Genomic DNA, 21244 nt, shown 5'->3' with positions numbered 1-21244 from the left:
ATCCGCGACTGCCCGCGTTTCCGCGTCCTGCATGGACGGTCATAATGGACGCCATGGTCGCCTGGGAGTACGCCCTGCTGGTCCGCCGCTATCAGGGGCAGGGCCGCAATTTCCACGTCAGTTTCATCTGGTACGGCCCGGACGGGTCGCGCCGGGACATCACCGCGTACGGCGACACGGCGATCGCGCACCTCAACCGGGCCGGCCGGGAGGGTTGGGAACTGGTCTCCGCCGCCGAGGACGTGAACAACGTCCAGGGCAGCACCGAGGTGCACCGCTACCACCTCAAGCGGCAGATCGGCTGACCCGCCCGGCGTCCCCCCGTACCCGGTCGCGCCGAAGCCGGCCCCGCCGCCCACGGCCCGCCACCCACGGCTCGCCACCCACGATCCGCCACCCACGGCCCGCCCGCCGGATGCCGCCCGTGCGTCAGCGCCGGTCGGCGCGGGCCCCGGTCCCGGCTGGCCCGCCGGCGGCGTGCCGTTCACCCGGCGTTGTTGTTACCGTTGCCTCCCGCCGCCGCCCGGCCGCTCCCGCGCCGCCCGGTCGCGGTGGGGAGGAGGAGCAGTGGCGCAACCCGGGCGGCCCCGGTACGTGGTCGGGGTCGACTTCGGCACCCTCTCCGGCCGGGCGCTGGTGGTGGACGTCGCCGACGGCGCCGAACTCGGCGAGGCCGTCCACCCGTACCGGCACGGGGTGCTCACCGAGCGGCTCCCCGGCGGCCCGCCGCTGCCGCCGGACTGGGCGCTGCAGCACCCCGACGACTACCGCGAGGTGCTGCGCGCCGCGGTGCCCGCCGCGCTGCGCGCCGCCCGGGTACGACCCGAGGACGTGGTCGGCATCGGCGTCGACGCGACCGCCAGCACCGTGCTGCCCGCCCGCGCCGACGGCACCCCGCTCTGCGAGCTGCCAGGGCTGGCCGACCGGCCGCACGCGTACCCGAAGCTGTGGAAGCACCACGCGGCGCAGCGGCAGGCCGACCGGATCAACGCGCTGGCCGCCGAGCGGGGCGAGCGCTGGCTGGCCCGCTACGGGGGCCGGGTCTCCGCGGAGTGGCAGCTGGCCAAGGCGCTGGAGGTGCTGGAGGAGGATCCGGAGGTCTTCGACCGCGCGGAGCGCTGGATCGAGGCGGCCGACTGGATCGTCTGGCAGCTCTGCGGCCGGGAGACCCGCAACGCCTCGGCCGCCGGCTACAAGGGGCTGCGCCAGGACGGGCGGTACCCGTCGGCGGAGTTCCTGCGCGCCCTGCACCCCCGGCTGGACGGCCTGCTGCCCCGGGTCGACGGTCCGCTCGCGCCGCTGGGCGCCCGAGCCGGCGGGCTCACCCCGGAGGCGGCCGGCTGGACCGGCCTGCCGGTGGGCGTCGCGGTGGCCGTCGGCACCATCGACGCGCACGTCACCGCCGCGGCGGCCGGTTCGGTCGAGCCGGGGCGGATGCTCGCCGTGCTCGGCACCTCCACCTGCCTGATCATGAACGCGGACGCCTGCCACGAGGTGCCGGGGGTGTGCGGCGTGGTCGACGGTGGCGTCACCACCGGCGCCTGGGGCTACGAGGCCGGGCAGAGCGGGGTCGGCGACATCTTCGCCTGGTACGTGGCCAACGCCCTGCCGGCGTCGTACGCGGAGCGGGCCCGCGCGCTCGGGGTGACCCCGTACCAGCTGCTCGACTCCCTCGCCGCCGAGCAGCGGGTCGGCGGGCACGGCCTGCTCGCGCTGGACTGGCACAGCGGCAACCGCTCGGTGCTGATGGACCACGAGCTGAGCGGGGTGCTGGTCGGGCTGACCCTGGCCACCCGGCCGGAGGAGATCTGGCGGGCGCTGCTGGAGTCGACGGCGTTCGGGGCGCGGACCGTGGTGGCCGCGTTCGAGGACGCCGGGGTGCGGGTGGACGAGCTGACCGTCGCCGGCGGGCTGACCGACAACCGGCTGCTGCTGCGGATCTACGCCGACGTGCTGCGCCGGCCGCTGCACGTGGTCGACTCGGCGCACCCGGCCGCGCTGGGCGCGGCGATCCACGCGGCGGTGGCCGCCGGGGCGTACCCCGACGTGCCGGCCGCGTCGGCGGCGATGGGCGCCCCGCGCCGGGAGACCTGGCACCCCGACCCCGCCCGCGCCGCCCGCTACGACCAGCTGTACGCCGAGTACCGGACCCTGCACGACCACTTCGGCCGCGGCGGCACCGACACCCTCCACCGCCTCCGCGCCCTCCGCAACCACCCCCACTGACCCCCCATCGCCCCCCGCCCCCGCCCCCACCCCGTCGATCATGAGGTTGGCGGTGCGAATTGTCCGGACCCATGCCGCCAACCTCATGATCAACCGGGGGGGCGGGGCGGGGCGGGGCGGGGCGGGGCGGGGCCGGGGCGGGTGGGGTGCCGGGGTGGGGCGCGTCAGGCGAGGGTGACGGTGGGGTAGAGGGGGAAGCCGGTGAGCAGTTCGCTGGCCTGGCGGCTGACCTTGTCGGCGACGGCCGGGTCGAGCACGTACTTGGCCTTCGACGGGGTGCCGTCGGCGTTGCTGCCCGGCGTGGTCTGGCTGAGCACGGTGTGGATCAGCTCGGCGGTCTGGTCCATCTCCGCGGTGCCCAGCCCGCGGCTGGTCAGCGCCGGGGTGCCGATCCGGATGCCGGAGGTGTACCAGGCGCCGTTCGGGTCCTGCGGGACCGAGTTGCGGTTGGTGACGATGCCCGAGTCGAGCAGCGCCTGCTCGGCCTGCCGGCCGGTCAGCCCGTAGCCGGAGACGTCGATCAGCACCAGGTGGTTGTCGGTGCCGCCGGTGACCAGCCTGCCGCCGCGGCGCAGCAGCCCCTCGGCGAGCGCCTGGGCGTTGGCCACGATGCGCTGGGCGTAGTCGGCGAAGTCGGGCCGGCGCGCCTCGGCCAGGGCGACCGCCTTGGCGGCCATCACGTGCGGCAGCGGGCCGCCGAGCACCATCGGGCAACCCCGGTCCACCTGGTCGGCCAGCTCCGGCTGGCAGAGCACCATGCCGCCGCGCGGGCCGCGCAGCGACTTGTGCGTGGTGGTGGTGACGATGTGCGCGTGCGGCACCGGGTCGAAGTCGCCGGTGAACACCTTGCCGGCGACCAGGCCGGCGAAGTGGGCCATGTCGACCATGAAGGTGGCGCCGACCGAGTCGGCGATCTCCCGCATGATCCGGAAGTTGACCTTCCGGGGGTACGCCGAGTAGCCGGCGACCAGGATCAGCGGCTTGAACTCCCGGGCCGCCGCGGCGACCTGGTCGTAGTCGATCAGGCCGGTGGCCGGGTCGGTGCCGTAGCTGCGCTGGTCGAACATCTTGCCCGAGATGTTCGGCCGGAAGCCGTGGGTGAGGTGCCCGCCGGCGTCCAGCGACATGCCCAGCATCCGCTGGTTGCCCAGCTCGCGGCGGAGCGCGAACCAGTCCGCCTCGGTGAGCTCGTTGACCTGCCGGACCTGCGCCTTCCGCAGCGCCGGGGACTCGATCCGGTCGGCCAGGATGGCCCAGAACGCGACCAGGTTGGCGTCGATGCCGGAGTGCGGCTGCACGTACGCGTGCGCGGCGCCGAACAGCTCGCGGGCGTGCTCGGCGGCGAGCGCCTCGACGGTGTCGACGTTCTGGCAGCCGGCGTAGAAGCGGCGGCCGACGGTGCCCTCGGCGTACTTGTCGCTGAACCAGTTCCCCATCGCCAGCAGCGTGGCGGGGGAGGCGTAGTTCTCGCTGGCGATCAGCTTCAGCGACTCGCGCTGGTCGGCCAGCTCCGCCCCGATGGCGTCGGCCACCCGCGGTTCGACCGCGCGGATCACCTCGAGGGCGCTGCGGAAGGCGGTGGATTCGGCGTTCAGCGACATGAGACCTCCAGGTGACGTGCGGAAGGCCCAGGCGCTCGGCGTGCGTCCTCGTGACGGGACCGCTTCCCGATGGTGCTCCATCCCCACGCGCCAGTCACGGCCCGGGCTGATCCTACCGGGTCGGCGACCCGCTGCCCGGCTCCACCTCCGTCCGCCCGGCCGGCTGCGTGCCGGGCGGTTGGACCGCCCGTCCCGGGGCACACCAGGAGGCGGGCCGCGAAACCGGTGCGGCGCGGCCGGGCGTACGAGAGGAGCCAGCATGAGCACACCGACCACCGGTCGACCACTCGCCGTGGTGACCGGGGCGTCCAGCGGGATCGGGTACGAGCTGGCGGTGCAGTTCGTCGAGCACGGATTCGACGTGGTGGTCGCCGCCGAGGACGAGGGCATCGGCACGGCGGCGCAGCGGCTGCGCCGCGACAACGGGCCCCGGGTGCAACCCGTCCGGGTCGACCTGGCCCGCCCCGAGGGGGTGGAGGAGCTGGTGGCGGCCGTGCGCGCGACCGGCCGGGCGGTGGATGCGCTGGCGCTCAACGCCGGCCGCGGCGCCGGCGGGGAGTTCGTGGGCGGCACCGAGCTGGCCGACGAGCTGACCGTCGTCGACCTCAACGTCCGCTCGACCGTGCACCTGGCCAAGCTGCTGCTGCCGGGCATGGTCGAACGCGGCGCCGGCCGGGTGCTGTTCACCTCGTCGATCGCGGCGACCATGCCGGGACCCTTCCAGGCCGTCTACAACGCCTCGAAGTCGTTCGTGCAGTCCTTCGCCGAGGCGCTGCGCAACGAGCTGAAGGACACCGGGGTGACCGTCACCTCGCTGATGCCCGGCCCCACGGACACCGAGTTCTTCGATCGGGCCGACATGCGGGACACCCGGGTCGGCTCCGGGCGCAAGGACGACCCGCGACGGGTCGCCGAGCAGGGGTTCGCGGCGCTGATGCGGGGCGACCAGACGGTGACCGCCGGCTCGCTGCTGAACAAGGTGCAGACCGCCGCCGGCAAGATCGTCCCGGACAAGCTCAAGTCCGCGCAACACCGCCGGATGGCCGAGCCCGGCTCCGGCGGCTGAGGGGGCGTCGCGCGGAACGCGCCCGGTCCGGGCCGAGGGCGCCGCCGGCCCGGCTGCCGGGGTCGCGGCGGGGCGGGGCGGTCCATAGGATCGAGGGATGGTGGCCGACGGGAGCGCGGGCGGCAGCCTGTTCGCCATCAGCGACCTGCACGTCAACCACCGCGAGAACCGGGCCGTCGTCGAGGGCCTGCACCCCGAGTCGCCGCACGACTGGCTGCTGGTCGCCGGGGACGTGGCCGACACGGTGGCCGATGTCGAGTGGGCGCTCGGGCTGCTGGCGCACCGTTTCGCCCGGGTGGTCTGGGCACCCGGCAACCACGAGCTGTGGAGCCCGCCGAACGACCCGGTGACGCTGCGCGGGCTGGAGCGCTACCAGCACCTGGTGGCGCTCTGCCGGCGGCTGGGCGTGCTCACCCCGGAGGACCCGTACCCGGTGTGGCGGGGGGAGGGCGGCCCGGTGCGGGTGGCGCCGCTGTTCCTGCTCTACGACCACAGCTGGCTGCCGGACGGGATCGACACCCGCGAGGCGGCGCTGGCCGAGGCGTACCGGACCGGGATCGTCTGCACCGACGAGTTCCTGCTGCACCCCGACCCGTACCCGAGCCGGGCGGACTGGTGCGCGGCCCGGGTCGAGCAGACCCGCCGGCGGCTGGCCGAGCGGGAGCCGGCGCTGCCCACCGTGCTGGTCAACCACTACCCGCTGGTCCGCGAGCCGACCCGGATCCTGCGCTACCCGATCTTCGCCCAGTGGTGCGGCACCGAGGCGACCGCCGACTGGCACCGGCGCTTCGACGCCGCCGCGGTGGTCTACGGGCACCTGCACATCCCCCGGACCACCTGGCACGACGGCGTACGGTTCGAGGAGGTCTCGGTGGGCTATCCGCGGGAGTGGCGGCAGCGCAGCGTACCGCCGGGGCGGCTGCGGCGGATCCTGCCGGCGCCCCCGGCATGACGACGGGCCCCGACGCGCCGGGGCCCGTCGCGCCGTCGCCGCTCAGGCGGTCACCGCGTGCATCGACTTCTTGAGCGCCTTCGGGTCGGTGGGCTTGCGGGGGGCGCCGTCGCGCAGCTCGATCATCCGCTCGCCGATCTCCTGCAACTGCTTACGGCCGAGCGCCTCGCGCACCTTCGGGAACCACTCCTGCTCCTCCTCCTCGACGTGGTGCAGCACGTTCTCGATCAGCACCGTCGTCTTGGCGTTGAAGTGCTCGTCCTCGGCGTCCATGGTGAACAGTTCGGCGCAGAGCAGGTCGGCGACGTGGTGCTCCTCGTACGACTCGAGGATGTCGTCCTCCAGGTCCGGCAGGAGCTTGCGGACCTCCGGGTACATCACCTCGTTCTCCAGGTACGTGTGCACGGTGAGCGCCTCGATGATCTGCCCCACCAGCTGCTTCCGCTTGCTCGCCGGCCCCTCCTCGGCATCCTGGAAGGCCTTGAACAGGCGGCGCATCTCCTTGTGGTCCTCCTTGAGCAGGACGATGGCATCGGTGGACACCGGGTGACCTCCTAAATTCGACGGATGTCCGTCCGGTACCCCGGTGGTGAGCTGCGGAAACTGGTGTCACCCAAGCGGGTGGGGCCCGGCGGATCGCCGCCGGGCCCCACCACTGGTCGTGCTGTCGCCTCAGCGCACCACGTTGTACGCGCTGACCATGCCCGCGCCGTAGAACGAGTTGCGCGCCCCGCCGGAGCAGGTCGAGTCGTACACGTTCGGGCCGGTCGGGAAGAGCGGCACCGGGTTGTAGACCCCCGTGGGGCAGGACTTCGCCTCGGCCGTCCGCTGCAGGAACGAGCTGAGCTGGCCCGGCGTCATGCCCGGGTGGGCGGACAGGGCCAGCGCGGCCACGCCGGCGGCGTGCGGGCTGGACATCGAGGTGCCCTGCTTGTAGCCCCACCCGTCGGTGCGGGTGGCGGTGTTGAAGGTGGTCGACAGGATGCCGTCGGTGACCGTCGAACGGGCACCCTGGGTGCGGAACCGGGTGTCGCCACCCGGGGCCGTCACCTCGACCACGCCCTGGCCGTACGAGGAGTAGTAGCTCTTCTCCCCGGTCGGGCCGACCGCCGAGACGGTCACCACGCCCGGCGCCTCGCCCGGCAGGACGAGACAGGCGTTGGTGAGGTCCTCGCGGACCTCCGGCGTCCCGTTGTTCGGGCTGCCGGTGTCGGTGATCTTGTGGGCGAGGTCGTAGTTGGAGTTACCCGCGGACGCCACGTGCAGCACGCCCTTGCTCTGCGAGTAACGGATGGCCCGCTGCACGGCCTGCCACACCGGACGCTGGCGGGCGTCGTTGCGGCAGTTCAGCTCCCACGGGTCGATGTAGTAGCTGTTGTTGGTCACCCGCATGCCGTGCTCGGCCGCCCAGAGGAACCCGCAGACCGCGGCCTCCGGGAAGATGTAGCCGTCGTTGTTGACGACCTTGACGGCGGCTACCTTCACGCCCGGAGCGACCCCGGTCACCCCGACGCCGTTGACCGCGGCGGCGATGGTGCCGGCCACGTGGGTGCCGTGGTCGGAGGTGGTCGGGTTCCAGGCCGACTCGGTGGTGTCGACGACACCGCCGAGGCAGGACGCGCTCTTGTCCTTGGCGATCTGGCTGGCCAGATCCGGGTGGCTGCTGGAGATGCCGCTGTCCAGCACGCCCACCACCACGTCGGCGCTGCCGGCGTTGATCGCGTGGGCCTGCGGGACGCCGATCATCGGCATGTCCCACTGCTGACCGAAGAGCGGCTCCTTGGTCGGATCCGCGCTGGCGGCCACGGCGTCGGCCGCGGCCACCTCGACGGTCTCGCCCTCGTCGAGGGCGGTGCCCAGGCCGGCGGTGGACGCCACCGACTCGACGCCCGCGCCCGCCACGTCGGCGGCGAAGTCGGGGTTGGTCGAGCGGACGACGAGCACGCCGATCTGGTCGTAGCTGGCCACCACCGTGCCCTTGGCGGCAGCCACCCGGGCCGCCGCCTTGTCGGTCTTCGCGCCCTGCGGCGCGAGGACCAGGAACGTGGTGTCCGGGCCGGCGGCCGCCGCGGCGGGCGCGAGCCCACCGGTGACGGCCAAACCGACGCCGAGCGTCATGGCGGACGCGGCGGCCAGTGTCTTGCGACGGAGGTTCTTCACACAGACTCCCAGGGGCCGTTACCCGCCGGTTGACGCGCCCTCGGGGGAGCGCGGACCGGCGAGAAGCAGGCAGGATGCTTGCTTCTGTGCAACAAGCGCCGAGAGCCGGTGTGGCGTTACACACACCCGCTCGGGCGGACAAAAGGTGTCAGACTGTGGCGAGCGTGTGCGGGATCTCGTCGAGCAGCTCGCGGGCGAGGAAACCGATCCGGCCGAACCGGGGCACCAGCCGCTGCCCGCTGACCGCGTGGGCGAACGCGGCCCAGCACGCGGCCTGCGCCGGCTCGGCGCCCCGGGAGAGCAGCCCGGCCAGCAGCCCGGCCCGGACGTCGCCGCTGCCCGACGTGCCGAGGCCCGCGTCGCCGCTCTCCTCCCGCCAACCGCGCCCGTCGGGGGTGGCGATGTGGCCGTAGAGGGAGACCACCGCGTCGTACCGCCGCGCCAGCTCCGCCGCCTCGGCGTCCAGGTCGTCGCCGGGCTCCCGGCCGAGCAGGTGCCGCGCCTCGGTCAGGTTCGGGGTCAGCACCACCGGCCGGCCGGAGCCGACCAGCAGGTCCGGGCAGTGGCTGAGCGCGCCCAGGGCGTACGCGTCGAGCACCAGCGCGGTCTGCGGGCCGGCCGCGTCGAGCACCAGGCCGAGCAGCGAGCGGGTCTCGTCGATCTCCTTGAGGCCGGGGCCGACGGCGACCACGTCCGCCTCGGCCACCAGCTCGGTCAACCGGTCGCCGGGTTGGCCCGCGACCGCGCCCTCCGCGGTCTCCGGCAGCCCCACCACCAGCGCCTCCGGCACCTGGATGCTCAGCGCGGCGGCGGTGGACTCGGCGGCGGCCAGTTGCAGCACGCCGGCGCCGGCCCGCAGCGCGGCCACCCCGGCGAGCAGCACCGCGCCCGGGGTGAACCGCGAGCCGCCCACCACCAGCACCGTGCCGCGGGCCTCCTTGCCGCCGGTCGGCACGGGCAGCGCCCAGTCCCGCAGCAGCCGCGGGGTGATGACCGGGGTGTCAGACCGGTTCGGCATGGACCTCGTCCTCCCGGGTCGGCGGCGCGCCCTGCTGGCGCAGGTGCGCGACGTCGTTGAACACGTCGAGGGTCAACCGGCCGTGCCCGTCGGCGGACCAGCCGGTGATCGAGCAGTTCGCGATGACCTGCCCGTGGGTCAACGCCATCAGCTCCGCCTCGGTGAGCTGCTCGACCAGGTAGCGGGTGAGGAAGACCAGCGCGTCGTGGCCGAAGAGCAGCACCCGCCGGCCCGGGTGGTCGCGCCGCAGGTCGCCGAGGAGGGTACGCAGCCGCAGCGCCACGTCCGTCCAGGACTCTCCGCCCGGCGGCCGGTAGTAGAACTTGCCGAGCCGGGCCCGGCGCGCCGCCTCCTCCGGCAACCGTTGGCGCACCCCGTGGCCGGTGAGCCCGTCGAGGATGCCCAGCTCCCGGTCGCGCAGCCGCTCGTCCCGGCTCACCGGGATGTCGGTGCCGGCCAGCGCCAGCTCGGCGGTGCGCACCGCGCGCAGGTACGGCGACACCACCGCCAGGTCCGGCCGGCGCGACGCGGGCAGCCCGGCCAGCCACCGGCCGGTGGCCCGGGCCTGCTCCTCGCCGGTGGCCGAGAGCGGCACGTCGGCGTCCCGGTGGGTGAGGTCGATCAGCTCGGCGCCGGAGCGTTCGGCCGCGCTCGCCGCCACGTTCGCCGTGCTCTCGCCGTGCCGGACGATCCAGAGCGCTGCCAGTTCCATGGGGCAACCCGTACCCGGGCCTCCCGGCGGGTAATCGCCCGGGCGCGGCGGCCCGGCCCGGTGGCCGGCCGGCGCCGGCCGGCGGGGTCGGGCACCGTGGCCGTCCGGCGGGCGTGAACCCGGCCCGGCCGGGTAAGCGCTGGCTCCACGATGACCGACAGGGGAGGTTGCGCCGTGGCGACCATGACCAAGGAACAGATGAGCCCGGTGAGGGACAAGAACTACGACCTCATCCACACGTTGCAGATGTCGCTGGAGCACGTGTATCGGATGGAGACGTACATCGCCGACGCCGACGCCCGGGGCGACACGGAACTCGCCACCTGGTTCCGCAAGATCCAGGAGAACAACCGCAAGGCCGGCGACCAGGGCAAGCAGATGTTGATGAACCGCCTCCAGCAGGAAGGTCGCTGACCTCGACCGGGGCCGGGCCGGCGACCCCGGCCCGGCCTCCGTGTGCCCGGCGCCGGCCGCCGCCGAGCCGGTCTCCGCGCCGCGTCGTGCCGGCCCGCCCCACGTGCCCGGTCGCCGCGCCGACCCGGCCGGGCGCGCCGCCTCGCCGACCACGCTCCGTGTCCGGGGCAGCGGTCCGGCGTCCCCACCGTGCACAATGTCCGTCCCGGACGGCGGCGCCGCCGTCGGGAGACGGAGGTGGGGTCGGCGATGACGGTCGTCCGTGGTCTGCGCGAGGCGCTGGTGCTCTTCGTCGTCGCCCTGGTGGTGGTCGCCGCCGCCGCGGGCATCTGGGTGGCGGTCGCCGGCGGCGACTTCGTCACCCGCTTCGGCATCGCGCTGGTGGTCGTCGGCGCCCTGCTCGGGGTGACCGGCGACCTGACCCTGAGCCGGATCGGCATGCTCGACGCCCGGACCACCTTCGGGCTCGCGCCCGAGCAGGAGACCGGCGGGGGCGGGCGGGTGCTCACCGGCGTCGGGATCTTCCTCTTCGTCGGACTGCCGCTGATCGTCGTCGGCGTCCTGCTGGTCGCCTGAGCGAGCCGCGCCGGCGCCGTCACGCTCGGCGCGCTGCCCCCGGCGCGGGCCGGTCGCCGCTACGGTGTGAGGCGTGGCGACGGCGGCCGAGGAGATCGAGGTGGGGGAGCGGGTCGTCCGCGTCTCCAGCCCGGACAAGCCCTACTTCCCCGAGCTCGGGCTGACCAAGCTCGACGTGGTGCGCTACTTCCTGGCCGTCGGCGACGGCATCCTGCGCGCGCTGCGCGACCGGCCGACCATGCTGGAACGGTGGCCGCGCGGCGTCTTCCCGGGCGCGAAGATCGGCACCCGGCAGGACAACCGCGGTGACGCCTTCTACCAGAAGCGGCTGCCGGCGGGCGCGCCCGACTGGGTCCGCACCGCGCACATCACCTTCCCCAGTGGCCGGACGGCCGACGAGGTGGCGCCGAGCGAGCTGGCGGTGGTGATCTGGGCGGCCAACCTCGGCACGCTGCGGTTCCACCCGTGGCCGGTCTCCGCCGCCGACGTGGAGCGCCCCGACCAGCTCCGGATCGACCTCGACCCGATGCCGGGGGTGGGCTTCGACCAGGTGGTGCCGGTGGCCCACGAGGTGCGGGCGTTCCTCGCCGAGCTGGGCCTGACCGGCTACCCGAAGACCACCGGCGGGCGCGGCCTGCACATCTACCTCTCCATCGAGCCGCGGTGGAGCTTCGGCGACTGTCGGCGGGCGGTGCTGGCGCTGGGCCGGGAGATGCAGCGCCGGCTGCCGGAGCTGGTCACCACCACCTGGTGGCGCGAACAACGGGACCGCCCGGTCTTCGTCGACTACAACCAGATGTCCCGGGACCACACCATGGCCTCGGCGTACTCCATCCGGCCCACCGCGCGGGCGCTGGTCTCCGCGCCGCTGGACTGGTCGGAGCTGGACGACGCGCGGCCGGAGGACTTCGCCGTGCCGTCGATGCCGGCCCGGTTCGCCGAGCGCGGCGACCCGCACGCCGGCCTGGACGAGCGGCGGTTCTCGCTGGAGCCGCTGCTGGAGCTGGCGGACCGGGAGGGCCTGGAGGCGCCGCCCGAGCGGTGACGCCGGCTCACACCCACGGGCTGCGCTCGCCGTCGAACTCCTCGAAGACCAGCCAGGTGCGGGTGGAGAGCACCCCGGCGATGCTCTGCACCCGGTTGAGCACCACGTCCCGCAGAGTGGCGTTGTCCGGCGCGCGGACCAGCGCCAGCACGTCGTGGTCGCCGCCGAGCAGCGCCGCGTGCTCGATGTAGCGCACCCGGGCCAGCTCCGCGGAGACCTCCCGCCAGGTGTTCTGCTCGATCTTCAGGGCGATGTACGCCGAGGTGCCCAGCCCGGCGGCCTCCGGCGCCACCCGGGCCCGGAAGCCGGTGATCACCCCGTCGCGCAGCAGCCGCTCGACCCGCGCGTACGCGTTGGTGCGCGAGACGTGCACCCGCTCGGCCAGCGTGCGCACCGAGGTGCGCCCGTCGCGGACCAGCTCGTCCAGGATCAGCCGGTCCACCTCGTCGAGCGGGCGGGCCGATCGTCCCGTTCCGGTCGTCGAGTCCACCCCTGGCCCGGATTCCTGGCTCACCGTGACGCCTCCTGCCTGCCATCCGTCCCGCAATTGGCGCGGATCTTGAGTCAATCATCCGACAGCAGGAGCATAGGCCCACCACACGTCCAGGAGGTCCCCGCCGTGACGACCACACCCCAGGCGGTCCGCAGGGCATCCACCCGCCGGTCGACCGCCCCGCCCGACCCGGCCCGTGGGCTGCTGCCGGCCGCCGAGCCGGTACGCCTGCTCGACCCGACCGGCACGCCGCTGCCCGCCCGCGCCGACTACCCCGAACCGCCGGCCGAGGCGCTGGCCGAGATGTACCGCCGGATGGTGATCGGCCGCCGGTTCGACGTCCAGGCCACCGCCCTGACCAAGCAGGGCCGGCTGGCGGTCTACCCGTCCTCCCGCGGCCAGGAGGCCTGCCAGGTCGGCGCGGTGCTGGCGCTGCGCGAGACCGACTGGGTCTTCCCGACCTACCGGGAGTCGATGGCGCTGGTCTCCCGGGGCCTCGACCCGGTCGAGGTGCTCACCCTGCTGCGCGGCGACTGGCACTGCGGGTACGACCCGGCCGCCCGGCGCACCGCGCCGCAGTGCACCCCGCTGGCCACCCAGTGCGTGCACGCCGCCGGGCTCGCCTACGGCGAGGCGTACCAGGGGCGGGACACCGTGGCGCTGGCCTTCATCGGCGACGGCGCCACCAGCGAGGGCGACTTCCACGAGGGGATCAACTTCGCCGCCGTGTTCCGGGCGCCGGTGGTCTACTTCGTACAGAACAACCGGTACGCGATCAGCGTCCCGCTGTCCCGGCAGACCGCCGCGCCGTCGCTGGCGTACAAGGGCGTCGGCTACGGGGTGCCCAGCGAGCAGGTCGACGGCAACGACCCGGTGGCCGTGCTCGCCGTGCTCACCCGCGCGGTGGCGCACGCGCGGGCCGGCAACGGGCCGTTCCTGGTCGAGGCGCACACCTACCGGATGGAGCCGCACACCAACGCCGACGACGCCACCCGCTACCGCGACGGCGCCGAGGTCGACGCCTGGCGGGACCGGGACCCGGTCGCCCGGCTGGAGACCTACCTGCGCGCGCGCGGCGTGCTGGACGAGGCGGCCGTCGCCGCGGTCGCCGCCGAGGCCGAGGAGTACGCGGCCGACCTGCGGGCCCGGATGAACGCCCAGCCGACCGTCGACCCGCTGAGCCTGTTCGACCACGTCTACGCCGAGCCGACCCCGCAACTGGTCGAGCAGCGGGAGCAGGTCCGCGCCGAACTGGCCGCGGCCGAGCAGGAAGGGGACGCCTGATGGCCACCACGATGGCGAAGGCGCTCAACGCGGCGCTCGCCGACGCGCTGGCCTCCGACGACCGGGTGGTCGTCTTCGGCGAGGACGTCGGGCAGCTCGGCGGCGTCTTCCGGATCACCGACGGGCTGCTGGCCCGGTTCGGCGACAAGCGCTGCTTCGACACCCCCCTCGCGGAGGCCGGCATCGTCGGTTTCGCGGTCGGCCTGGCCATGTCGGGGCTGCGCCCGGTGGTGGAGATGCAGTTCGACGCGTTCGCCTACCCGGCGTTCGAGCAGATCGCCTCGCACGTGGCGAAGCTGCGCAACCGGACCCGGGGCGCGCTCAGCGTGCCGATCGTCATCCGGGTGCCGTACGCCGGCGGCATCGGCGGGGTCGAGCACCACTGCGACTCCAGCGAGGCGTACTACGCGCACACGCCCGGCCTGAAGGTGGTCACCCCGGCCACCGTCGAGGACGCGTACTCGCTGCTGCGGGAGGCGATCGCCGACCCCGACCCGGTGGTCTTCATGGAGCCGAAGAAGCTCTACTTCTCCAGCGCCGAGGCGGAGCTGCCGGCGCGTACCGAGCCGTTCGGCCGGGCGGTCGTGCGCCGGCCCGGCCGCGACGCCACCCTGGTGGCGTACGGGCCGGCGGTGCCGGTCGCGCTGGAGGCCGCCGAGGCGGCCCGGGAGGAGGGCTGGGACCTGGAGGTGGTGGACGTGCGCAGCATCGTGCCGTTCGACGACGCCACGGTCACCGCCTCGGTCCGCCGCACCGGGCGCTGCGTGGTGATCCAGGAGGCGCAGGGCTTCGCCGGGGTGGGCGCCGAGATCGCCGCCCGGGTGCAGGAGCGCTGCTTCCACGCCCTGCACGCCCCGGTGCTGCGGGTCAGCGGGCTGGACATCCCGTACCCGGCGCCGATGCTGGAGCACACCCACCTGCCCGGCGTGGACCGGGTGCTGGACGCGGTGGCCCGCCTGCAGTGGGACGACCAGCCGGACCCGCGCTGGCTCGCGGAAGGCAGCGCGGCATGACCACCGTCGACGGGGCCCAGGTGTTCCTCCTGCCCGACCTGGGCGAGGGGCTGACCGAGGCGGAGATCGTCGAGTGGCGGGTCGCCGTCGGCGACACGGTCAGCGTGGACCAGACGGTGGTCGAGGTGGAGACCGCCAAGGCCGTCGTCGACGTGCCCTGCCCGTACGCCGGCCGGGTGGTGGCCCTGCACGGCGCGGCGGGTGAGGTCCGCCCGGTCGGCCAGCCGCTGATCACCATCGCCCCGCTGGACGCCGCCGCGGCGCCGGCCGGCGGCGGCGAACCCGCCGGCCACGCCACCTACCGGGAGGAGGAGCGGGCCGGCTCCGGCAACGTGCTGATCGGCTACGGCACCGGCCACGGCGGGTCCCGGCGGCGGCGCCGGCCCCGGCTCGCGGTCGCCCCGCAGCCCGTGGCCGCGCCGCCCGCCCCGGCACCCGCCACCGCTACCCCGCCGGGCGCGCCGGCCACCCTGGTCATCTCGCCGATCGTGCGCCGGCTGGCCCGCGAGCACGGCCTGGACCTGGCCACCCTGCGTGGCACCGGGCCCGGTGGGGTGGTCCGCCGGGCCGACGTCGAGGCCGCGGTGGCCGCGGCGGCGCCCGCTCGGCTGGCCGCGGTGCCGGACCGTCCCGAGCCGGCCGACCCGCCGCCGGCGCACGTCGGGCTCGGCCCGGCCGAGGCCGGCGACGTGGTCGTCCCGCTGACCGGCATCCGCAAGGCGATCGCCGACAAGCTGTCCCGCAGCCGGCGGGAGATCCCCGAGGTGACCATCTGGGTGGACGTGGACGCCACCGCCCTGCTGGAGACCCGGGCGGCGATCAACGCGGCGACCCCGGACGCGCCGGTGAGCATCCTGGCCCTGCTGGCCCGGATCTGCCTGTCCGGGCTGCGCCGCTACCCGCAGCTCAACGCCCGGGTGGACACCGAGGGGCAGCGGATCGTCCAGTCCGCCGGGGTGCACCTGGGCATCGCCGCGCAGACCGACCGGGGCCTGGTGGTGCCGGTGGTCCGCGACGCGCAGCGCCTCACCACGGCGGAACTGGCCGCCGAGCTGACCGCGACGACGGCGGCCGCCCGGGCCGGCACCCTGCCGCCGGCCCGGCTCACCGGCGGCACCTTCACCCTGAACAACTACGGGGTGTTCGGCGTCGACGGATCCACCCCGATCATCAACCACCCGGAGGCGGCGCTGCTCGGGGTGGGACGGATCGTGGACAAGCCGTGGGTGGTCGACGGCCAGCTCGCGGTCCGGAAGGTGACCCAGCTCAGCCTCACCTTCGACCACCGGGTCTGCGACGGCGGGGTGGCCGGCGGCTTCCTGCGGCACGTCGCCGACTGCGTGGAGCGGCCGGCGCTGCTGATCGCCACCGTCTGACGCCATCGGCTGACCGGCACCGGCGGCCCCGGCCAGGCCCGGCCCGGGCCGGGGCCGCCGGCGGGCCGTCCAGCCGGCGGCGTGCTCGGGCCGGCGGGCGTTTCCCGGCCGGCGGACCGGGAAAGCGGGCTGCCCAGTCGCCGAGGGGAGACGACGTGGCGCACCCGGGCATGACCGTGGCTTCCGGCATCCGGCCGCATCCGGTCGCCGGGGCGCCGCTGCTCTGCGACGCCCGCGACCACGGGCTGACCGGCGACGGGGTGACCAATGACCAGCCCGCCCTCGCGGCCCTGGTCGACCTGCTCGGCGACGCGTACGAGGCGGACGGGCGGGCCCGGGTCATCCACTGCCCGCCGGGGGTCTACTCGATCCGCGACGCGGGCACCGTCTGGCGCAGCGGCGTGTCGCTGGTCGGCGCCGGACCGGGGGCGACCCGGTTCGCGCTCAGCAACGCCGGCAACCGGGCCGAGCCGGTGCCGCTGGCCTTCCACACCGCGCAGCTGCACGGCGCGGACCGGGAGCGGCACCTGGCCGACTGCACCTTCGCCGACTTCGAGATCGACGGCTCGCAGGTGGCGTCGGCGGAGTACAGCCCGCTGGCCAAGGGCCTCGGGTTGCAGTACGTGGTCCGCGGCGTCTTCCGCAACCTCTACATCCACCACACCGCGGCCACCGGGCTGGGCTGCGACTTCCTCCAGGACTGCGTGATCGACCGGGTGCTGGTGGTGGGGTGCGGACGGCAGGACAACGGCACCGAGATGGGCGGCGCCGGGATCGGGGTCGGCATCGGCGGGTGGGGCAGCATCGAGCGGCTCACCATCGTCAACTGCAGCGCGGTGGCCAACGCCACCAACGGCATCTTCCTTGAACTCCAGGAGTCCGGTGGGCTGCGTCCCCGGGGCATCCGGGTGCTCGGCTGCCACACCCAGGGCAACCGCTTCGGCATCTCCGACTGGGGCGCCAACGGCCTGATCGTCACGGCCTGCACGATGACCGGCAACCTGGAGGCCGGCTTCCACGTCTCGGCGAAGGGCACCACGCACACCGCCGGGCGGGGCGGCATCCTCACCGACTGCGTGATCGACGGCAACCTGCGCGACGGGATCAGCATCGGCAACACCCCCGGGCCGTACACCATCCGGGGCAACCGGGTCAGCGGCAACGGCCGGCACGGCTACCACCAGCGCAGCCTCGGCTCGGCCGGGCAGGACAGGGCCGAGGAGATCGTCATCGAGAGCAACGACTTCTACGGCAACAGCGGCGACGCGATCCGGTTCGACCGGCCGGTCCGGGACGCGATGGTGGTGGGCAACCGGATCCGCAACAACGGCCGGCAGGTGGCGCCGGCGATGACCGGGCACGGCGACTCGGTGCGGTACAGCGAGAAGTCGGTGGTCGACCGGACCGCCACCTGGCCGAACGACGGGCACCGGGGCAAGGTGGTCCGGGTCGGCCGGGCGATCGCGGTGGTGGCGGCGAACGACGCCGAGACGCTGACCCTGGCGCCGATCCGGCCCGGCGCGTTCACCGCCTGGAGCGGCGACACCCCGAAACCGGGGACACCGTACGAGCTGCCGGCCCCGCCGCCGGTGCGGGCCGGGATCACTGTCAACGCGGAGCTCACCGCGGCGACCGTGCGGGGCAACCGGATCTGGGACAACCGCGACCCGTCCACCCAGACCCACGGACTGTGGATCACCGACCAGGGCAGCTGCGTGGAGTGCCGGGTGGTGGACAACGACCTGGCCGGCAACGTCGACGCGGCCATCCGCGCGGACACCCCGCCGGACGGCGGCCGGTGGGAACGCAACTACGGCCACGACGACGAGGGGTGAGCCGTCGGTGCCGACCGGCGGCCGGCGGCGGCCCGGTGACCCGGGGCCGCCGCCGGCCCGCCCGTCAGGGTGCCGACGGGTACAGCACCACCGTGGCGGTCCCGGTCTGCGGGGGTACGCCCGGCTCGGTCGGCGCGTCGGTGTACTCGGCCACGAAGACCGCTGACAGGTTGGGCGCGCCGCTGTGCCCACCGTCGACGAAGGTGGCGATGCTGCCGGTGCAGCCCGAGGCGGTCGACAGCGGGTGCCCGTGCTCGTCGTGCCCGAGGATGTAGGTGACCCGTACCCGGGAGCAGTCCACCGGCCGGTCGTCGGTGACCTTCACCTGGAACGCGACGGTCTGCCCGAACTCGAACGGCTGGCCGGCGACCGGGGTGACGAACTCGACGATCGGCGCCCGCGGCCCGATCAGCAGCGGCAGGGTGGCCGCCGCGGACCGGCCGGTGCGGTCGGTGACCTTCAGCGTCGGCGAGTACGAGCCGTTGGTCTGGTACGTCCAGGTCGGGTTCGGCTCGGTGGAGTCGACCGAGCCGTCGGCGTCGAAGTCCCAGGCGTAGCGCAGCGGGTCACCGTCCGGGTCGACCGTACCGGCGCTGGAGAAGCTGACCGTGAGCGGCGCCTGCCCGGCGGTCGGGTCCGCGCTGATCTTCGGGATCGGGGTCCGGTTGCCCCGCACGAAGTCGATCCGGGACAGCTGGGCGTCCGGGTTCTCCGCGAAGTACCCGTCGCCGTACTCCAGCACGTAGAGCGCGCCGTCGGGGCCGAACTCCAGGTCCATCGGGTTGTCCACCACCAGCGAGGGCACCACCGGCCGGATGTCGGCGACCTCGCCGGCCCGGTCCAGGCGGAACTCCTTGATGTAGTCCCGGGTCCACTCGTAGAACAGCGGGATGCCGTCGTAGTAGGCGGGCCACCTCACCCGGGAGGTGCTGCGCCCGTCGTAGTCGTACGCCGGGCCGGCCATCGGGCCGATCCCGCCGGTGCCGAGCTGCGGGAACTCGCCGGAGGCCGCGGACGGGTACCAGACCTGCGGCGCCTCGACCGGCGGCAGCCGGCGCTGTCCGGTGTTGTGCGGCGAGTCGTTCACCGGCCGGCGGCAGTCGAAGTACCGCCCGGGCGTGCCGGTGGCGAAGTCGTAGTCGCGGTACGGCATGGTCGGCGTGACGCAGTACGGCCAGCCGTAGTTGGCCGGCTTGTCCACCAGCATCCAGCGGCCGTGCCCGGCCGGTCCCCGCTGCGGGTTCGCCGAGCCGGCGTCGGGGGAGTAGTCGGCGAGGTAGACGTCGTCGGTACGCCGGTCGACGGCGAACCGGAACGGGTTGCGCAGCCCCATCGCGTAGATCTCGGGCCGGGTCTTCGGGGTGCCCGGCCGGAACAGGTTGCCCGGCGGGACGCGGTAGCCGCCGCCCGGCTTGACCTGGATGCGCAGCAGCTTGCCGCGCAGGTCGTTGGTGTTCGCCGAGGTGCGCTGGGCGTCGAAGGCCGGGTTCCGGTCGGCGCGCTCGTCGATCGGGGTGTAGCCGTCGGAGAAGAACGGGTTGGTGTCGTCGCCGGTGGACAGGTAGAGGTTGCCCTTGCCGTCGAAGTCGATCTGCCCGCCGACGTGGCAGCAGATGCCCCGGTCGGTGGGCACGTCGATGATCTTCTGCTCGGTACGCAGGTCGAGCGTCATCCCGTCCAGCTTGAACCGGGACAGCCGCAGCACCCCGCGGAACCGTTGCCAGTCGGCCTCGGTGCCGACCAGCGGCGCGTCCCCCTCGTTGACGTCCGGGGTCGCCGGGTCGTCGACCGGCGTGTTCCCCGGCGGGGAGTAGTACAGGTAGACCCACTTGTTGCGGGCGAAGTCCGGGTCGATGGCGATGCCCTGCAGGCCCTCCTCGTCGTGCTCGTACACCGGCACGTCGGCGGCGAGGGTGTTCAGCCCGGTGCGCGGGTCGTGGATGCGCACCTCACCGGTCCGCGAGGTGTGCAGCACCCGCAGGTCGGGCAGGACGGCGAGGCTCATCGGCTCACCCGGGTAGTCGTTGAGCGTGACCTTCTGGAAGCTGCTGTCCGGTGGTGCGGCGGCGGGCGCGGCGGTGACCGGTGCGGCCGGCGCGGTGAGCCCGGCGGCCACCAGCACCAGGGCGGGCAGGAGTGCGGCTCTTCTCATCTGGGCGTTCCCCCGAGGTCGTGGCTCAGTAGCGGAGCGAGGCGAGGTAGGCGTAGCCGACCCGGGCGGTGTCGAGGGCGTCGGCGGGGGCGCGCGGCGGGGTGCCCGCGTCGTCGCGCTCCACGATGTACTCCTCGATCCCGGCCTCCCGGGCGTAGGCGAAGATGCGGCCGAAGTCGATCAGGCCGTCGCCGAGGTCGGCGAAGCTGGCGTTGTGGTCCATGTCCTTGACGTGCACCTGGCGGATCCGGCCCCGGTGCGCGCGGATCACGTCCACCGGGTCCCGCGCCCCGCGCCAGGTCCAGAACAGGTCGAGTTCGAAGTGGACCAGCCGGGGGTCGGTCTCGGCGGCCAGGATCTCGAACCCGGTCCGCCCGTCGGTCAGCGGTACGAACTCCAGCTGGTGGTTGTGGTAGCCGAACCGCAGCCCGGCCCGCTCGGCCATCCGCCCGGCGCGGTTCAGGTCGCGGGCCAGCGCGCGGTAGCGCTCTGGGTCCCGGATCGGCCGGCCCTCGGCGTCCAGCCCGAACCAGGGGTGGACCAGGTACCGGCAGCCCACCGTGTTGGTGTCGGCGAGCACCTGCGCCCACGCGTCCGCGTCGAACGGCTGCGGGATGCCGACGTGCCCGGAGGTGGCCCGCAGCCCGGCGTCGTCCAGGGCGGCCCGGAACTGGGCGGCCGTGCGGCCGACGTAGCCGGCGTGCTCGACCCGGCGGTAGCCGATCCGCCGCAGCGCGGCGAGCGTGCCGGGCAGGTCGGCGGCGAGCTGGTCGCGCAGCGTGTAGAGCTGGATGCTGATCCGGTCGGTCGGGACTCGGCGCCGGCCGTGCGCCGTCCCGGAGTGGGCCGCGGCGGGCGCGCCGAGCAGCCCGGCGGCGCCGACGGCGGTGGCCGAGACGGTGGCGGCGCGCAGCACCCCGCGGCGGCTGACCGGCGCCGGGCCGGGCGCCGGTGGTCGGGACGCGAGTTCGTCCATGGTGCTGGTCCTTCCTGCCGGGCGTTGCGGGCCCGGCCGTTCGGGCCGACCGGCCGGCCGCCGGGCACGCCGGACCGGCCGGGCACGGGCCCGGCGGAGCGGTCGTGGTCAGGACGCGGCGACGCCACCCGTCGAGGCGGGCGGGCCACCCGCAAGGGCGGGGCAACGGATCGACCAATGGACAAGTTTGTATCTGTTTCGCCACCGTACCCTTATCGATGAGCGAAGGCAAAGGTTCGCTGGCGCCGACGAAACTTCTGCTCGCGCCGACAAAAGCCGGCGAGGGGCGTGGCCGGGCGTCCACTCCGCACGGCCCGGCCGGACGGCCGAGGACGTGCCGGATGC

Annotated in this window: 19 protein-coding genes and 1 riboswitch; of the genes, 11 read left to right on the top strand and 8 right to left on the bottom strand. The window is 74.4% G+C overall.

The window, feature by feature from the left end; translation table 11 throughout:
* Positions 1-44: 44 nt before the first annotated feature.
* Together SM577_RS18210 and araB are read left to right on the top strand one after the other, a co-directional pair.
* A complete protein-coding gene (locus SM577_RS18210) occupies positions 45-305 on the top strand; it encodes a hypothetical protein (RefSeq protein ID WP_109905009.1) in 261 nt (86 codons plus the stop codon).
* 262 nt (positions 306-567) lie between these two features.
* Positions 568-2226, top strand: a complete 1659-nt coding sequence (gene araB / locus SM577_RS18205; protein ID WP_474587473.1) for a ribulokinase — start codon at positions 568-570, stop codon at positions 2224-2226.
* A 164-nt stretch (positions 2227-2390) separates the two neighbouring features.
* On the opposite strand, the gene SM577_RS18200 is transcribed toward araB, so the two are convergent.
* Positions 2391-3827, bottom strand: coding sequence for a glycine hydroxymethyltransferase (locus tag SM577_RS18200; protein WP_302922260.1), 1437 nt, complete (start codon positions 3825-3827; stop codon positions 2391-2393).
* An 18-nt stretch (positions 3828-3845) separates the two neighbouring features.
* Positions 3846-3935: riboswitch (ZMP/ZTP riboswitch) on the bottom strand.
* Positions 3936-4086: 151 nt separating this feature from the next.
* Between SM577_RS18200 and SM577_RS18195 the strand changes: the two genes are divergently transcribed.
* Positions 4087-4893 carry an SDR family NAD(P)-dependent oxidoreductase gene (locus SM577_RS18195; RefSeq protein WP_302922261.1) on the top strand — a complete coding sequence of 269 codons (807 nt, stop codon included), beginning with the start codon at positions 4087-4089 and terminating at the stop codon, positions 4891-4893.
* A 97-nt stretch (positions 4894-4990) separates the two neighbouring features.
* On the top strand, positions 4991-5845 hold the full coding sequence (locus SM577_RS18190; RefSeq protein WP_302922262.1) for a metallophosphoesterase family protein: 855 nt from the start codon (positions 4991-4993) through the stop codon (positions 5843-5845).
* Positions 5846-5887: 42 nt separating this feature from the next.
* On the opposite strand, the gene SM577_RS18185 is transcribed toward SM577_RS18190, so the two are convergent.
* From SM577_RS18185 to SM577_RS18170, 4 genes are all read right to left on the bottom strand, one after another.
* Positions 5888-6388, bottom strand: a complete 501-nt coding sequence (locus tag SM577_RS18185) for a hemerythrin domain-containing protein (protein WP_302922263.1) — start codon at positions 6386-6388, stop codon at positions 5888-5890.
* Between the two features lie 129 nt (positions 6389-6517).
* Complete coding sequence (locus SM577_RS18180; protein ID WP_474580711.1) at positions 6518-8005, bottom strand: S8 family peptidase; 1488 nt, start codon at positions 8003-8005, stop codon at positions 6518-6520.
* A gap of 148 nt (positions 8006-8153) precedes the next feature.
* On the bottom strand, positions 8154-9023 hold the full coding sequence (locus SM577_RS18175; RefSeq protein ID WP_302922265.1) for an NAD(P)H-hydrate dehydratase: 870 nt from the start codon (positions 9021-9023) through the stop codon (positions 8154-8156).
* The gene (locus tag SM577_RS18170) at positions 9007-9735 is read right to left on the bottom strand and encodes a histidine phosphatase family protein (RefSeq protein ID WP_302922266.1); all 729 of its coding nucleotides are present in this window, start codon (positions 9733-9735) and stop codon (positions 9007-9009) included. The genes SM577_RS18175 and SM577_RS18170 overlap by 17 nt, the downstream gene beginning before the upstream one ends.
* Before the next feature lie 183 nt (positions 9736-9918).
* Between SM577_RS18170 and SM577_RS18165 the strand changes: the two genes are divergently transcribed.
* The 3 genes from SM577_RS18165 (at position 9919) to SM577_RS18155 (ending at position 11770) form a co-directional block, all read left to right on the top strand.
* Complete coding sequence (locus tag SM577_RS18165; protein ID WP_109900784.1) at positions 9919-10149, top strand: hypothetical protein; 231 nt, start codon at positions 9919-9921, stop codon at positions 10147-10149.
* Positions 10150-10398: 249 nt separating this feature from the next.
* Entirely contained in the window at positions 10399-10725 is a 327-nt protein-coding gene (locus SM577_RS18160) for a hypothetical protein (RefSeq protein ID WP_302922267.1), read from the top strand.
* Positions 10726-10798: 73 nt separating this feature from the next.
* Positions 10799-11770, top strand: a complete 972-nt coding sequence (locus tag SM577_RS18155; RefSeq protein ID WP_302922268.1) for a DNA polymerase domain-containing protein — start codon at positions 10799-10801, stop codon at positions 11768-11770.
* Positions 11771-11777: 7 nt separating this feature from the next.
* Here the strand turns inward: SM577_RS18155 and SM577_RS18150 are convergent, their stop codons facing one another.
* Positions 11778-12284, bottom strand: coding sequence for an Lrp/AsnC family transcriptional regulator (locus SM577_RS18150; RefSeq protein WP_302922269.1), 507 nt, complete (start codon positions 12282-12284; stop codon positions 11778-11780).
* 72 nt (positions 12285-12356) lie between these two features.
* Between SM577_RS18150 and pdhA the strand changes: the two genes are divergently transcribed.
* From pdhA to SM577_RS18130, 4 genes are all read left to right on the top strand, one after another.
* Positions 12357-13547 (top strand): pyruvate dehydrogenase (acetyl-transferring) E1 component subunit alpha, encoded by a 1191-nt coding sequence (pdhA, locus tag SM577_RS18145; protein WP_302922340.1) that lies wholly within the window; start codon positions 12357-12359, stop codon positions 13545-13547.
* A complete protein-coding gene (locus tag SM577_RS18140) occupies positions 13544-14560 on the top strand; it encodes an alpha-ketoacid dehydrogenase subunit beta (RefSeq protein ID WP_302922341.1) in 1017 nt (338 codons plus the stop codon). The genes pdhA and SM577_RS18140 overlap by 4 nt, the downstream gene beginning before the upstream one ends.
* On the top strand, positions 14557-15936 hold the full coding sequence (locus SM577_RS18135) for a dihydrolipoamide acetyltransferase family protein (RefSeq protein WP_302922270.1): 1380 nt from the start codon (positions 14557-14559) through the stop codon (positions 15934-15936). Before SM577_RS18140 ends, SM577_RS18135 begins: the two co-directional genes overlap by 4 nt.
* 170 nt (positions 15937-16106) lie before the next feature.
* Positions 16107-17771, top strand: a complete 1665-nt coding sequence (locus SM577_RS18130) for a right-handed parallel beta-helix repeat-containing protein (RefSeq protein ID WP_474587472.1) — start codon at positions 16107-16109, stop codon at positions 17769-17771.
* Between the two features lie 64 nt (positions 17772-17835).
* On the opposite strand, the gene SM577_RS18125 is transcribed toward SM577_RS18130, so the two are convergent.
* A complete protein-coding gene (locus tag SM577_RS18125) occupies positions 17836-19923 on the bottom strand; it encodes a PQQ-dependent sugar dehydrogenase (protein ID WP_474587471.1) in 2088 nt (695 codons plus the stop codon).
* Between the two features lie 25 nt (positions 19924-19948).
* Positions 19949-20899, bottom strand: a complete 951-nt coding sequence (locus tag SM577_RS18120; protein ID WP_474587470.1) for a sugar phosphate isomerase/epimerase family protein — start codon at positions 20897-20899, stop codon at positions 19949-19951.
* Positions 20900-21244 lie beyond the last annotated feature (345 nt).

The organism is Micromonospora desertarenae (assembly GCF_056150265.1).
This window is presented reverse-complemented; position numbering and strand designations above follow the sequence as displayed.

What these genes read in the sequence shown, in the direction of transcription:
- SM577_RS18210 (WP_109905009.1), top strand. Translation starts at nt 45, where the DNA reads ATGGACGCCATGGTCGCCTGGGAGTACGCCCTGCTGGTCCGCCGCTAT.
- SM577_RS18200 (WP_302922260.1), bottom strand. Translation starts at nt 3,827, where the DNA reads ATGTCGCTGAACGCCGAATCCACCGCCTTCCGCAGCGCCCTCGAGGTG.
- SM577_RS18195 (WP_302922261.1), top strand. Translation starts at nt 4,087, where the DNA reads ATGAGCACACCGACCACCGGTCGACCACTCGCCGTGGTGACCGGGGCG.
- SM577_RS18190 (WP_302922262.1), top strand. Translation starts at nt 4,991, where the DNA reads ATGGTGGCCGACGGGAGCGCGGGCGGCAGCCTGTTCGCCATCAGCGAC.
- SM577_RS18175 (WP_302922265.1), bottom strand. Translation starts at nt 9,023, where the DNA reads ATGCCGAACCGGTCTGACACCCCGGTCATCACCCCGCGGCTGCTGCGG.
- SM577_RS18170 (WP_302922266.1), bottom strand. Translation starts at nt 9,735, where the DNA reads ATGGAACTGGCAGCGCTCTGGATCGTCCGGCACGGCGAGAGCACGGCG.
- SM577_RS18165 (WP_109900784.1), top strand. Translation starts at nt 9,919, where the DNA reads ATGACCAAGGAACAGATGAGCCCGGTGAGGGACAAGAACTACGACCTC.
- SM577_RS18160 (WP_302922267.1), top strand. Translation starts at nt 10,399, where the DNA reads ATGACGGTCGTCCGTGGTCTGCGCGAGGCGCTGGTGCTCTTCGTCGTC.
- SM577_RS18135 (WP_302922270.1), top strand. Translation starts at nt 14,557, where the DNA reads ATGACCACCGTCGACGGGGCCCAGGTGTTCCTCCTGCCCGACCTGGGC.
- SM577_RS18130 (WP_474587472.1), top strand. Translation starts at nt 16,107, where the DNA reads ATGACCGTGGCTTCCGGCATCCGGCCGCATCCGGTCGCCGGGGCGCCG.
- SM577_RS18125 (WP_474587471.1), bottom strand. Translation starts at nt 19,923, where the DNA reads ATGAGAAGAGCCGCACTCCTGCCCGCCCTGGTGCTGGTGGCCGCCGGG.
- SM577_RS18120 (WP_474587470.1), bottom strand. Translation starts at nt 20,899, where the DNA reads ATGGACGAACTCGCGTCCCGACCACCGGCGCCCGGCCCGGCGCCGGTC.